13 protein-coding genes are annotated in these 13,408 nt (G+C 66.1%); 10 read left to right on the top strand and 3 right to left on the bottom strand.

The window, feature by feature from the left end; genetic code table 11:
- Positions 1 to 154 precede the first annotated feature (154 nt).
- Positions 155 to 880, top strand: a complete 726-nt coding sequence (locus tag FH061_RS05580) for an SDR family oxidoreductase (protein ID WP_151633788.1) — start codon at positions 155 to 157, stop codon at positions 878 to 880.
- A 219-nt stretch (positions 881 to 1,099) separates the two neighbouring features.
- On the top strand, positions 1,100 to 1,861 hold the full coding sequence (locus FH061_RS05575) for a hypothetical protein (RefSeq protein ID WP_151633786.1): 762 nt from the start codon (positions 1,100 to 1,102) through the stop codon (positions 1,859 to 1,861).
- Positions 1,862 to 1,997: 136 nt separating this feature from the next.
- Here the strand turns inward: FH061_RS05575 and FH061_RS05570 are convergent, their stop codons facing one another.
- From FH061_RS05570 to FH061_RS05560, 3 genes are all read right to left on the bottom strand, one after another.
- A complete protein-coding gene (locus tag FH061_RS05570) occupies positions 1,998 to 3,524 on the bottom strand; it encodes a M48 family metallopeptidase (protein WP_151633784.1) in 1,527 nt (508 codons plus the stop codon).
- 135 nt (positions 3,525 to 3,659) lie between these two features.
- Positions 3,660 to 4,649 carry a CvpA family protein gene (locus tag FH061_RS05565; protein ID WP_151633782.1) on the bottom strand — a complete coding sequence of 330 codons (990 nt, stop codon included), beginning with the start codon at positions 4,647 to 4,649 and terminating at the stop codon, positions 3,660 to 3,662.
- Positions 4,650 to 4,688: 39 nt separating this feature from the next.
- Positions 4,689 to 5,351: a GntR family transcriptional regulator gene (locus tag FH061_RS05560; protein WP_151633984.1), complete on the bottom strand. Its 663-nt coding sequence runs from the start codon at positions 5,349 to 5,351 to the stop codon at positions 4,689 to 4,691.
- 288 nt (positions 5,352 to 5,639) lie between these two features.
- Between FH061_RS05560 and FH061_RS05555 the strand changes: the two genes are divergently transcribed.
- The 8 genes from FH061_RS05555 (at position 5,640) to FH061_RS05520 (ending at position 12,974) form a co-directional block, all read left to right on the top strand.
- A complete protein-coding gene (locus tag FH061_RS05555) occupies positions 5,640 to 6,614 on the top strand; it encodes a Bug family tripartite tricarboxylate transporter substrate binding protein (protein ID WP_404822424.1) in 975 nt (324 codons plus the stop codon).
- A gap of 27 nt (positions 6,615 to 6,641) precedes the next feature.
- Entirely contained in the window at positions 6,642 to 8,309 is a 1,668-nt protein-coding gene (gene mdcA / locus FH061_RS05550) for a malonate decarboxylase subunit alpha (RefSeq protein WP_151633778.1), read from the top strand.
- A gap of 201 nt (positions 8,310 to 8,510) precedes the next feature.
- Complete coding sequence (gene mdcC, locus FH061_RS05545; protein ID WP_151633776.1) at positions 8,511 to 8,825, top strand: malonate decarboxylase acyl carrier protein; 315 nt, start codon at positions 8,511 to 8,513, stop codon at positions 8,823 to 8,825.
- Entirely contained in the window at positions 8,822 to 9,721 is a 900-nt protein-coding gene (locus tag FH061_RS05540) for a biotin-independent malonate decarboxylase subunit beta (RefSeq protein WP_151633774.1), read from the top strand. The genes mdcC and FH061_RS05540 overlap by 4 nt, the downstream gene beginning before the upstream one ends.
- 8 nt (positions 9,722 to 9,729) lie before the next feature.
- On the top strand, positions 9,730 to 10,446 hold the full coding sequence (mdcE, locus tag FH061_RS05535) for a biotin-independent malonate decarboxylase subunit gamma (RefSeq protein ID WP_151633982.1): 717 nt from the start codon (positions 9,730 to 9,732) through the stop codon (positions 10,444 to 10,446).
- Positions 10,430 to 11,098, top strand: coding sequence for a malonate decarboxylase holo-[acyl-carrier-protein] synthase (gene mdcG / locus FH061_RS05530; RefSeq protein WP_151633772.1), 669 nt, complete (start codon positions 10,430 to 10,432; stop codon positions 11,096 to 11,098). The genes mdcE and mdcG overlap by 17 nt, the downstream gene beginning before the upstream one ends.
- A 14-nt stretch (positions 11,099 to 11,112) precedes the next feature.
- Positions 11,113 to 12,042, top strand: coding sequence for a triphosphoribosyl-dephospho-CoA synthase MdcB (gene mdcB, locus FH061_RS05525; RefSeq protein ID WP_151633980.1), 930 nt, complete (start codon positions 11,113 to 11,115; stop codon positions 12,040 to 12,042).
- Positions 12,039 to 12,974 carry an ACP S-malonyltransferase gene (locus tag FH061_RS05520; protein WP_151633770.1) on the top strand — a complete coding sequence of 312 codons (936 nt, stop codon included), beginning with the start codon at positions 12,039 to 12,041 and terminating at the stop codon, positions 12,972 to 12,974. Before mdcB ends, FH061_RS05520 begins: the two co-directional genes overlap by 4 nt.
- Positions 12,975 to 13,408: the final 434 nt, after the last annotated feature.

Below are 13,408 nucleotides of genomic sequence, written 5' to 3'. Positions count from 1 at the left end.
ACACATGCACGCGCCCTGCCGGCCTGCAAGCCACGGCCAATTTGGCTAGACTCGGAAAATCGGATTTCCGAAAACGAAGCCGCGGCTTGCGTCATGAAGGGCATCGGCGCCGCCGGCGGGCGGGTGACCAAGAACATCACTGGAGAGAGTCAACATGTTGAAGGCAATACTGACCGGCCACAGCCGCGGCCTGGGGGCCGCGATCTGCAATGAACTGCTGGGGCGGAAAATTCCCGTGCTGGGCATTGCCCGCCAGGCGCTCGGCAATGCCGACGGACACGCGGACTTGCTGGAGCAGGTCAGTCTCGACTTGTCGGATCCGGCGGCGCTGGCCGGCTGGCTGGCGGCGGGCGAACTGTCGAGGCGGCTTGCCGGATGCAGCCGCGTCCTGCTGATCAACAATGCCGGCCTGGTGCAGCCGGTCGGTCCGCTCGGCGTGCAGGACCCGCTGGCGGTGGCGCATGCGGTCAGCGTCAATGTGACGGCGCCGCTGATGCTGGCCGACGCGGTCTGCGCCCAGGCGGACGCGGGCGAGGTGCGGGTGCTGCACATCTCCAGCGGCGCCGGCCGCAGCCCCTATCCCGGCTGGAGCGTCTATTGCGCGACCAAGGCCGCGCTCGACCATCATGCGCGCGCCGCGGCCCTGGACGGCGTGGCGGCGCTGCGCATCTGCAGCCTGGCGCCGGGCATCATCGACACCGACATGCAGGCCGCCATCCGCGCCACGCCGCTGGAACGTTTCCCGCTGCGGGAACGCTTCGAAGGATTGAAGCGCGACGGTTCGCTCGCCAGCCCTGCGGAATGCGCGGGCAAGCTGGTCGATTTCCTGCTGGACGAGCGTTTCGGCGCCGAGGCGGTGGCGGATTTGCGGACGCTGTGAAGCCGCCTATCGTCTTCTGGCAGGCACATGGAAATCGCTTGGCTCGCATTCCTGATTTTTGTGCAGACGCATAAACCCCCTTCCGGCAGATATTCCATTTATGGATCCGACCCGAAAAATGGCGCATTTCTCGGGTCGGATCCATAGGTCGAAGCGGGAACGCCGTTACGAAAAGATGATCCGAGAGTAACAACGCCGATTGAACTCTTACTCAAAGCCATGAAATCATTCTGGAACCGGATCAGGCGCCCGCGCAGCGGCTTGCGCGCCGGCAGCCGCTACGCCGCAATCGCCCAGCTGCCGGAAGGGCTCGACATGCCTTGGCTGGATCGCCTCTCCAGGCTGCATCCCGGCTCCGGCGCGGATTCGAGGGCAATGCCGCATGTGGCGGACGCCCTGCTCACGTATTTCGACTGCCTCTCCCGGACCGACCGGCCCTGCGCGTTGCCGTCGCTGGCGGCACAGGTGCTGTGGGATGCATGGGCTTCCCTCGACAGGGATGGACTGGACCGCCTGCGCGCGCATCACTTTCCATCCGCCGTCACCGACCACGCGCCGCGCATGCGCTCGGAATGGGAGCAGGCCGCGGCCAATTGCCTGGTCCAGGCCCGGATCATCGCCGGCCTGTCGCCGGCGGCTCCGGTGCTGCCGGCATTGTTTCTCCTGGACCAGCAGCTCGCCTTGCCCGGAGGCCACGGCTGGCTGGTCAGCGGCGGGCGTATCGGCTATGTGAAGCTCGATGCGCGCGGCCTGATGTCCGGCGGCGCCAGCTATCCGGAGGCGATGACGCCGGCAGGCCTGCTGCTGGCGGGATTGATTTCATCCGCGGCGTTCAATGATTTCTTCGCCACCGCGTACGCCGGGGAGCACATGCCGGGCGGGAACGAGGCCGGTGGCGGCGGAGAGGGAGGGGGCGCAGGCGGAATGGGCGGGGATGGCTGCGGCGGCGATGGGGGAGGCGGAGACGGCGGCGGAGACTAGAGCGGAGTGCAGGTGAATGGTCGGTCGCCTCGGCTTGCCCTGGGCACATGGCCGCGTTGTTCGTTGCTGGTGTGGCCCGCCACACGGCGCTCCTCCCGCCTCGCCCGAACCGCACCGACGCTTCGGTCCATAGGCATTACGCGTGTTCCACTTCCTGCGGCACCAGTTTCTCCCACCAGTCCCTGGCCCGCGCTTCCCCGCTTCTTTCTCGCAGATAGTCGTAACCGGCCTGGGCCGCGCTTTCCATCAGCCGCTGATCGTGTTGCGCGGCAGTGACCAGATAGTCCAGGCCGCGGTCATTTTTTTCATCGAGCAGGATGCGGCCGTAGGAGTAGGCCGCCTTGGGAAACGGGCCGCCGGGTTGCTCCAGCAGATGCTCCAGTACCGGCTTGGCGGCTTGCCGCGACTCGAACTCCGCCTTCAGCAAGGCAAGCTCCTGCAGATCGTGCAGGGGCAGCGCCTGCATTTGCCCGGCTGACAGTTCCTGCAATCGCTGCCTGGACCGGACGGCGTGGCGGTGCCGCGATTCCCATTCCTTTTTCTCCGCATCCCACCAGGCCTGGTCAAATTCCTGGATCAGCCGTTTTGCCATGCCGGCGCCCAGCAGCGCTTCGGCGGCGGTCATGTCAACCGGCGCCGGCAGTTGCGGAGACTGGCCGGTGGCTTCGACCCGGTCGCGCAGCGCGGGATGCGTATCATGCCATCCCGATTTCTCGCGCCATGCCTGCGTCAGTCTTTCCGCCGTCGCCCATTCGGGATAGGCCGCCTTGAATGCGGTGCGCATCGATGCGTACGGCGCCACGGCGGGACGCGGCGCGGTTCGGGCCTGGCTGTAGATGCCCTGCCAGAAGGATTCATCGAACCAGCGTCCGAGCAGGATATCGCGCACCAGGCCGCTTGCGTTGGCTTGCGCACCGACCAGCCGGGTCGCCGCCTGGTCGGCGATGTACTCGTTCTGGCGCGAGAGCGCAAAGGTATAGGCATAGTAATAAGGCATGAAGCGGTCGAGCGATGCGGCCAGAAACGCATGTGCCCAGCTGCTGTCGCGGGAATCGTCCACCTGCTCATGCAAGGCGCCGAAGGTACGGCGCTGCCGGTACACCCAGGCGCCCAGCTTGCCGTGGCTGTTGCTGAGGTGGCCGTATTCATGCGCGACCGTGGCCAGCATCTCGCTGGCGGGAACGCCCAGCATGTAGGGCAGGCCGAGCATCAGGTAATTGGTGTGGCCGCCGAAGAAGCCCCAGCGCGGCAACTGGGCGACGGCGGCGTTGAACCGTTCGTCCACCAGCACATGATGAATCGGCGGTCCCTTCAGCTTGCGGCGCATCTTGTCGAGGACCTCGAACAGCTGGGGCGCTTCTTCGCGCGTGATGCGCCTTCCTTCGGGTACGGGAAGCCGCATGAAGAACATGCGCAGCACGGTAAGGAAGACCGGGACCAGCGTCAGCCCGAAAATCGCAATCGTGAACATGCTGGCGCGATGTCCGCTGCGCGCCCAGTCGAACGCAATGTAGATGAAGGCGGCGAGCGCCGCCAGCACGAGGAAGAGCGCCGCGTAGGCGGCGACGCTGATCAGCAGCACCCTGGTCTGGAATGAAGCCGGATTGTTTTCCGCTTGCGCCTCGAGCCTTTCGACGAGGCCTTCATAGACATGACGGTCCACGCACTCTCCCTGCTTTTTTATGTTGGCAGCAAGGATAGCGCAAGTCCGCGCGATAAAGCGGTATTCGCTTCGGACCGGAGCTCGGCCGCGCCATGCAGCCGCTCGGTTGCCGCTCGGTTGCTGCTTAGTTGCTGCTCAGTTGCTGAACTGCTGCGTCACCATGATGCCCCGCCGCCCCGCATCCATGATGCCGATGCCGACCTTGCCGAACTGCGGCCGCAGGATGTTGGCCCGGTGCCCGGGCGAATTCATCAGCCCGGTATGCGCCAGCTTCACCGTCGGCGCGAAGGCCAGGTTTTCGCCGGCGAGGCGAAAGGAGATGCCTGCGGCCCGCATCCGGTCGAAGGCGCTTTTTCCTTCCGGCGAGTGATGCGAGAAATAGCCGCGCGCCAGCATGTCGGCCGAGTGCGCGCGTCCCACCGCGGTCAGCTCCGCATGCATCGTCAGCGGCTTCAGGCCGGCGGCGAGCCTTTCCCGGTTCAGCAGTTCGAGCATGCGCGCTTCCAGTTCCGGCAGCGGTTTCGTCTCCTTGATCCGGAACGGCAGCTTCACCATTTCCGACGACTGCGGCTGCACGGTCAGCATGTTCATGGTCTTGCCGATCGCTTCATCGAATACCGGCAGAAGCGCGGCTTCCACCACTTCGGCATAGCCCGCGAAGCGGTTGGCGAGTTCGCTGTCGCGTGCCTGGCGCTGCATGTCCTGCGGCAGGGGAACCGACAGCAGCAATGCGGCGGCCACCATGGCATGGATCAGGCCGTTGGCGAAGCCGGGCGCGACGCCCAGCGCCTTGTTGGCGGAATGCAGGTGGGCTTGCCGGGGCAGGCGCGAGCGGTGCGACAGGTGCGACAGGTGCGACAGGAGCAGCGCGGCCAGCAGCCGCACCGCCAGCAGGCCGGCGAAGAAGATGGCAAGGAAAGCGGCCGGCCGGCTCCAGGCAGCGGGCCAGCCGGAAACGCCCGCCAGCCATCGGGCCGCCGGCGCATACAGGTGCAGTCCGAGCAGCAGGCCGGCCAGCCAGGCGGCAAGGTCGGCGCTCTCCTGCAGGAAGCCGCGGCGCCATCCCATGGCCATGCTCAGCAGGATGAGCGCGCCGAGCAGAAGATCGATCCAGTTGAGTTCCATGGATGGATTAACGCCGGTATCCGTATCGCGGCTGCCGCATCACGCAGCCTTGTTCGACAGATGCGCGAGCGAAGCGATCAGGTCCGCGAAGCGCTGCCCCTGAATCATGATGTGATCGCGCAGCAGCGCGGCGGTGCGTTCGCCGTCGCCGGCGATGATGGAATCGACGATGTCCTGGTGCTCGGAGAACGACGTCGCCACCCGGTCGCGCACGCGCAGCTGCAGCCTGCGGTAGGGGCGCAGGCGGCGGTGCAGGTTGCGCGCCTGCTCGGCTAGGAAGGCGTTGTGGCTGCCAGCGTAGATCTGTTCGTGGAAGGCTTCGTTGCGGTAATAGTATTCGTCGGAGTCGCCCGCTTCATGAGCCTCCCTGCAGGCGTCGTGCGCCTTCTGCAGCTGCGCATGTTCCTCGGTAAACATGCGGCGTGCGGCGAGGCGGCCGCACATCGCCTCCAGCTCCGCCATCACCTCGAACATTTCCACCAGCTGCTGCGGCGCGATTTCCGCGACAACGGCGCCGCGGCGCGGGCGGATCACCACCAGCCCCATCGAGGCGAGCTGGATCAAGGCTTCCCGGATCGGCGTGCGCGAGACGCCGAAGCGGGTGGCGAGTTCGGTTTCGTCGAGGTGCTGGCCGGGGCGCAGTTCGCCGACCGCAATCTGTTCTTCGATGGCGTCGCGCATGGAATGGGAACGGCTTGTCATCTGGTCTTTACTGTTTTTCACGGATTTTTCTCGATCGCATGCCGGCAAGGCTAGGCAGGCGGGACGTGTTGTTCTTGCGGCAACCTATCAGTTGGTCCCCTGCAGAGAGAACAGTTGCACTACTTGCCTCACGGTAGTTTGACATTTGTCAGGCATTATGTATCCTTGGAGGGGCTTTGTGTATACAAGAGAGCTGCTGCAAGTATACGATAAAGTCCATAACAAGCCCTAAAAAGGGAACCGCAGTTACCACGCTGACAAACCAACCTTCTATTGGTGGAGACAATGATGATGTTCAAACACGCTTTCTTCCTCGCTGCCGGACTGGCCATATCTTCCTTTTCCGGCTTGTGCGCGGCCGATACCTGGCCGAGCAGGCCGGTCACCATCGTCGTGCCGTTCCCCGCCGGCGGCGGCACCGATGCTTTCGCCAGGCCGCTGGCGGCGCAGCTGACCAAGCAGCTCGGCAAGACCATCATCATCGACAACCGCGGCGGCGCGGGCGGCAACCTCGGCGCCGGCGTGGCGGCGAAAGCGGCGCCCGACGGCTATACCTTCTTCATGGGCGGCGCCCATCATGCGATTGCACCCTCCATCTATCCCAAGCTGGACTACGACATCCAGAAAGATTTCATCCCGGTGGCGCTGGTCGCCACGCCGCCGCAGGTGATTGTCGTCAATCCGCAGCGGGTGCCGGTGAAGGATCTGGCTTCCTTCATCGAATACGCCAACAAGAACGCGGGCAAGGTCAACTTCGGCTCGGCCGGCAACGGCACTTCGCATCATCTTGCCGGCGAACTGTTCAAGATCCAGACCAAGACCGCATTGACCCATATTCCCTACCGCGGCGCCGGCCCGGCATTGCAGGACCTGGTGGCGGGACAGGTCGACATGATGTTCGACGGCCTGGGTTCCTCCGCTTCGCATATCAAGGCCGGCCGCATCAAGGCGCTGGCGGTGGCATCCGCCAAGCGCGCGCCGGGTTTCCCGGATGTGCCGACCGCCGCCGAAGCCGGTGTTCCCGACTATGTGGTCTCGACCTGGTACGGTCTGTTCGCGGTCAAGGGCACGCCGCCGGATGTCGTCGAACGCATGGCGGCGGAAGTGAAGAAGGCGCTGGCTTCGCCGGAACTGCAGGCCAACTGGCAGAACGCCGGTTCCGAAACACCGACCCTGTCGAAGGGAGAGTTCGGCGCCATGCTGGCGAGCGAGATCGCACGCTGGAGAACAGTGGTCAAGGCCGCCAACGTCAAGATCGATTGAGTTTAATTTTCAACGGGAGAATGCAGTATGGGAGCGCGTGATCACGCCTGGAACCGTCAGCAATGCAATCGGGCGGACCGCCTGGCGCGCGCGCATTCCGCGCTCGCCGGCGGGCTGTCCGGCAAGGTATGCGCGGCCGAACGCATCGCCGACCTGCTGCATGCGGTGCTGGAACCCGGCGACCGGGTCTGCCTGGAAGGCAACAACCAGAAGCAGGCCGATTTTCTCGGCAAGGCGCTCGCCGGCCTCGATCCGTCGCGCGTCAACCAGCTGCACATGCTGCAGTCGGTGATCGCCCTGCCCGAGCATCTCGATGTGTTCGAACGCGGCATCGCCTCGCGCCTGGATTTCTCCTTTTCGGGGCCGCAGGCGGCGCGGCTGGCGCGCCTGGCGGCGGCCGGCAAGCTCAACATCGGCGCGATCCACACCTACCTCGAGCTGTTCTCGCGCTACTTCATCGACCTCACGCCGCGCGTGTCGCTGGTCGTGGCCGAGGCGGCCGACCGCGCCGGCAACCTGTACACCGGACCCAATACCGAGGACACGCCGGCCATCGTGGAGGCAACCGCCTTCAAGAGCGGCATCGTGATCGCCCAGGTCAACCGCATCGTGGACACGCTGCCGCGGGTCGACATTCCCGCCAGCTGGGTCGACTTCGTGGTGCAGTCGCCGACGCCGTATTACATCGAACCCTTGTTCACCCGCGATCCGGCGCAGATCTCGGAGATCCAGGTGCTGATGGCGATGATGGCCATCAAGGGCATTTACGCGGAGTACCAGGTCGAGCGGCTCAATCACGGCATCGGCTTCGATACCGCCGCCATCGAACTGCTGCTGCCGACCTATGCGCAGTCGCTCGGATTGAAGGGAAAGATTGCGCGCCACTGGGCGCTGAATCCGCATCCGGCCCTGATTCCGGCGATCGAAGCCGGCTTCGTGGAGTCGGTGCATTCCTTCGGCTCCGAACTCGGCATGGAGGAATACATCCGTGCGCGGCCCGACATCTTCTTCGTCGGACCGGACGGCTCGATGCGCAGCAACCGCGCGCTGTGCCAGGCGGCCGGTCACTATGCCTGCGACATGTTCATCGGCTCGACGCTGCAGATCGACCTGCAGGGCAACTCGTCCACCGCCACGCTAGGGCGGGTGGCCGGATTCGGCGGCGCGCCCAACATGGGCGCCGATGCGCGCGGACGCCGCCATGTCAGCCCGGCCTGGCTGAAAGCGGGCGCCCAGGCGCGCGAAGGCAGGAACGTCATGCCGCGCGGCCAGAAGCTGGTGGTGCAGATGGTGGAAACCTTCCGCGAACACATGCAGCCGGCCTTCGTCGACAGGCTCGACGCCTGGCAGCTGGCCGAGCAGGCAGGCATGGCGATTCCGCCGGTGATGATCTACGGCGACGACGTGACGCATATCCTGACCGAGGAAGGCATCGCCAACCTGCTGCTGTGCCGCAGCGACGAGGAGCGCGAGCAGGCCATCCGCGGCGTGGCCGGCTACACCCCGGTCGGCCTGGGGCGCGACCGGCGCATGGTCGAGAACCTGCGCGACCGCGGCATCATCCGCCGCGCGGAAGACCTCGGCATCGACAAGCGGCTTGCCACGCGTGATCTGCTGGCGGCGAAGAACATGAAGGACCTGGTGCGCGCGTCCGGCGGGCTGTATGACCCGCCGAAGCGGTTCAGGAACTGGTGAGCAGATATGCATTGCATCCGTTAAGGGAAGCTGCGCCGCACAAGGAAGGCTCCTGCTCCTTCAAGGGCGGCCGGCGAGGCGGGACGGTGGAAAAGGGATGGGCGTCATCGAGCCGCATCGAACCATCCGCACACCGCGCCGGGCGTCCCTGACGGAAGCGACCGGAATCCGCAACCCCATCAACCACCATCATCAAACCCTATGGAAACCCTGACATTCCGCTTCGAAAACGGCAACCGCCGGAACACCGCGCAGCCGCAGCTGGTCGGCGTGGTCGGCTCGGGCAACCTGGAAGTGCTGATCGAGCCGGCCGCACTGAACGGCGCCTGCGAAATCGAAATCAAGACCGCCGCGGTCGGCTTCGGCGCCATCTGGCAGGCGGTCATGAACGACTTCCATGCGCGCTGGCCGCTGGCCGATACCCGCATCTCCATCAACGACATGGGCGCCACGCCGGCGGTGGTCAGCCTGCGCCTCGATCAGGCCGCCGAATCGGCACTGGAAGGACAGTCATGAGCAGCTATCTCGAAGCCAGCGCCCGCGAGCGCATCCGCATGCTGCTCGATGCCGGCAGCTTCACCGAATACCTGCCGCCGGCGGCGCGCTTCATCAGTCCCCACCTGGCCCAGCTCGACGCGCCGGTCGCCTTCGACGACGGCGTGGTCATCGGCGCCGGAAGCCTGCAGGGCAGGCGCGTGATGGCCGCGGCGCAGGAAGGCGGCTTCATGGGCGGCGCGGTGGGCGAAGTGCATGGCGCGAAGCTGGTCGGCCTGCTCAAGCGCGCGATTGCCGAGCGCGTCGACGCCGTCGTGCTGCTGCTGGAAACCGGCGGCGTGCGCCTGCATGAAGCCAATGCCGGATTGATCGCGGTATCGGAAGTGATGCGCGCGCTGCTCGATACCCGCGAGGCCGGCATTCCCGTCATCGTGCTGATCGGCGGCGCCAACGGCTGCTTCGGCGGCATGGGCATCGTGGCGCGCTGCGCCAATGCCATCATCATGTCGGAAGAAGGCCGGCTGGCCATGTCGGGCCCGGAAGTGATCGAAACCGCTGCCGGCGTCGAGGAATTCGATTCCCGCGACCGCGCCCTGGTGTGGCGCACCACCGGCGGCAAGCACCGCTACCTGCTGGGCGACTGCGATGCGATCGTGCCCGACGACATCGCCGCCTTCCGCGCCGCCGCGTCGGATTCGCTGCAGCGCCTGGCGAAGGACAGCGTGGCGCTCACGCTGCAGGAGCTGGAAGCGGAGCAGGCAATGCTGGAACACCGGCTCGCCGCCTTCGGCCGGCACAGCGAACCGATGCAGGTCTGGGCCGATCTCGGCATCGCGCAGCCGGCCCAGGTGCCGATGCTGGATGCCCAGGCGTTCACCGAACTCGCAAAACCTCGTCGCACAGGAGCAAACGCATGAGTACCGGCATGAACTGGCAGGAACTGGCATCGCAACTCTTCCCCGGCGGGCATGACATCCGCGAATCGGAGCACTTTCTTTCGGGCACCGCCCGCGCGGGCGAGCAGACCGTCACCGTGATCGGCACCACCGGACATACGCCGATCGGCGTCGAGATCGCGCTGGCGCAGGCAAAGGCGGTGCTCGACACCGTGCGCAGCCATGAGCGGCGGCCGATCGTGATCCTGATCGACACCCAGGGCCAGCGCCTGCGCCACCGGGATGAAATGCTCGGCATCAACAGCTACATGGCGCATCTCGGCAAATGCATCGACCTGGCGCGGCGGTGCGGCCATACCGTCATCGGCCTGGTATACGACCAGGCCTTGTCGGGCGGCTTCATCACCAGCGGCCTGATGGCCGATGCCTGCTATGCATTGCCGCAGTCCACCATCCGCGTGATGGGCCTGCCGGCGATGGCGCGCATCACCAAGGTGGCGGAAGAACGGCTGACGGAGCTTGCCAAGGACAATCCGGTGTTTGCGCCCGGCGCTCATAACTACCTCGCCATGGGCGGCGTCGAAGCCATCTGGGAAGGCGACCTCGCCGCGCAGCTGCAGCAAGCACTCGCGTGCGCACGCCCGGAAGACCGGCGCAATGAACTGGGCGCGCAGCGCGGCGGCCGGAAATGGGCGCAGCGCGTGGTGCAGGCCGTGCTGTCCGACAGCCATGCTCGCGCGGCATAGCCTGGTCTGGCTGCATCCCGAGGGATGGCAGGAGGCGGAGTCCGCCGCCGCTGACGAATGCATCGCCGCCGTCCGGCAGTGGCGCCAGGCCGACTGGCCGCTGATCGCGCGCAGGCCGGATGCCGATGCCGGCGGCGAGGAATGCTGCCTTGGCCTGGCGCTGCCTCCCGATCGGGAAAGCGCCGCCAGGCGACGCATCGGCTTGCGGGTGGCGCGCAGTGCGGTGCGGCGTGTCGAGAATCCTCTTCCGGTTGCGCAGGTGATCAACTCTGCGCCCGGCGCATGGCAGTCGTCGCTGTCGCGGCTCGCCGATCAAGCCGCGTCGGCCGGGCTGTCGCTGCGGGTCTATGGCTCGCTCGCTTTGCAGGCGCTCACCGGCCAGGCTTATCTCACGCCCGCTTCCGATATCGACCTGCTGTTCGCTCCCGAAAACCTGCGGCAGCTCGATGAAGGCATGCGCTTGCTCGGCGCCGCATCGGAGCGGCTTCCCCTCGATGGCGAACTCGTCTTTCCCGACGGCCAGGCAGTCGCATGGAAGGAGTGGGCAAACGCCGCGGCGGCCAGCGATGCAATGCGGGTGCTGGCGAAAGACAACCGCGGCGTGCGGCTGGCGAAGATGGCGGAGCTGCGTGCGCAGCTGGAGGCGGCATGACGAGCGCCGGCGTGATGACTGCCCCGGCGGCCGATGCGGCCCGCTCTGCATTGCTCGTCATTCCCTCTGTAAGAGCAACGCAGCGACGGCGCGAGTTCTGCCTGCGGGCCGCGCGCATCGCGGTATCCAGTCTCTACGATGAACTGACCCTCTATCCCAAACCCGGCCTGGTATCGCTGGTGGACAACGGCAGCCATGACGACATGAATGCGGACACCTTCTTCCGCAGCCTGTTTTCCCTGCGCGGCTACTTCAGCCGGATCACGGAAGCTGGAATGGAGGGCGCGCCGTTCCCCGTGCTGAGACAGCTCGGCATCGATGCGGAAAGCCGCATGCTGTCAGCCACCGGCGGCATCAATACCCATCGCGGCGCGATCTTCGCACTCGGCTTGCTGTGCGCCGCCGCCGGTGATTGTCACGCGCGCGGCGTGCCGCTTGGCGGCGACAACCTCCGCGCCGCGCTCGTCTCCAATTGGGGCCGTGATCTGGCAATGCACGCGCGGCCGCATACCGGCGACTCGCATGGCTTGCAGGTGGCGCGCCAGCATGCGGCATCCGGCGCGCGCGAAGAAGCCGCGCTCGGCCTGCCGTCCGTCTTCAACGTGGCCGTGCCCGCCTTGCAGGCCACCCTGGCTGCCAGCGCCTGCTGGGAAAGGGCGCGCATCGATGCGCTGTTCGCCCTGATGGCGCATATCAGCGACACGAACGTGTATTTCCGCGGCGGCAATGAAGGGGCCCGCCTGGTCAGGGAGAGCGCCGCCGGATTCCTGTCCCGTGGCGGCACGGCGGCGGCGGACTGGCGCGAGCATGCGATCGCCTGCCATGAGCGCTTTGTCGCGGCCCGACTGTCGCCGGGCGGAGCGGCGGACCTGCTCGGCGCCGCCTGCCTGGTGCACAAATTCATGCGGCATGCGCACGAGGGCGGAGCCGCGGTCGCATCATGAGCCGGCGTCTTGCGATTCTCTGTCCGGGGCAGGGCGCCCAGCATGCGCAGATGTTCGACGTGCTCGGCAATGGCGGGCCTGCGGCCCTGCTTGCGGATGAATGGCGGCTGCGGGAAGCGCTAGGCATGCCGCCGGAACAGGCGCTCAATGAGGCATCACGGCTGTATGCGAACCGGAGCGCGCAGCCGCTGATCGTTGCCGCCTCGCTCATGGCATGGGAGGCGGTAAGGAATGTCTTGCCGATGCCATCACTCGTGGCGGGCTACAGCATCGGCGAGCTGACCGCCTATGCCGTCGCGGAAAGCCTGGCGGCGCAGGATGCCATCGCACTCGCCGCCATCCGCGCCACGGCCATGGATGCGTGCAAGGAGCCGGGGCAGCCGCAGGCGATGCTGGCGGTATCCGGCATTGCCTTGCCGCTGTTGCGGGAGATGCTCGCGCCCGCTGCGATGTCGATCGCCATCGAAACCGGAGAAGACAGCGCGGTGGTCGGCGGCCTGCGCCAGGATGCCGATGCCGTGCGCGAGTCGGTTGAGCAGCGCGGCGCGCGCGTGACCGCGCTGCCGGTGGAAGTGGCTTCGCATACGCCGCTCATGCATGCCGCGGTCGCGCCGTTTCTTGCGGAACTGCGCCAGCGCAAATTTTCCAACCCGCACCTGCCTGTCGTCTGCGGCATCTCCGCCGAAAACATCCGCGACAAGGAACGGGCGATCGATACGCTGGCGCGGCAGCTTTCGGAAACCATCGTCTGGCAGCAGTGCATGGACAACTTCGCGGAGGCCGGCATCACGATCGCGCTCGAACTCGGGCCGGGCAATGCATTGTCGCGCATGCTTAGCCAGCGCCATCCGCAGATCGCCTGCCGCGCCGCCTGCGAATTCCGGTCGGTCGCGGGCGTTGCCAGCTGGGTAGGCAGGCACTTCGGCGAATAGGTTCGGTCGGTCCAACCTATTTTCGGGCCGGATCCCTAATTTGGTTTGGTTTGACCCTGTCGGCAGCCGGACCAGCTGCGATAGCGGGGTTCCGGCGACCGCGCAATGGCGAGAATGGCGAGTACCGACTCGTACGACACGCTGCGCCGGTGCCGATGGCCACGCCACTGTCATTGTAAAAACTCCGGTCCATCTTGACTGGAATGGCTACGCCGGAGAAACGGGCAACATCGAACACTGTCCTGCGGCACGTGTTCCAAACGTCCGCTCAAACTCAGCATCGCCGCTTTGCGAGTTCGCTGGCATGCCGGCGGCGCGTCTTGACTGACCATGCATCGCCCGCGCATGCGTCTGCGAAGTCGAGGTATGCATCGGAGCGTGCATATGGTCATATCTAAATGGACATATCTAAATGTTCGAAGGGTGACGCCATC

Source organism: Noviherbaspirillum aerium (genome assembly GCF_008929045.1).
GTDB classification, from domain to species: Bacteria; Pseudomonadota; Gammaproteobacteria; order Burkholderiales; family Burkholderiaceae_D; genus Noviherbaspirillum; species Noviherbaspirillum aerium.
Note: the sequence above shows the minus strand (reverse complement) of the source record. Positions and strands in the feature narration are given on the sequence as shown.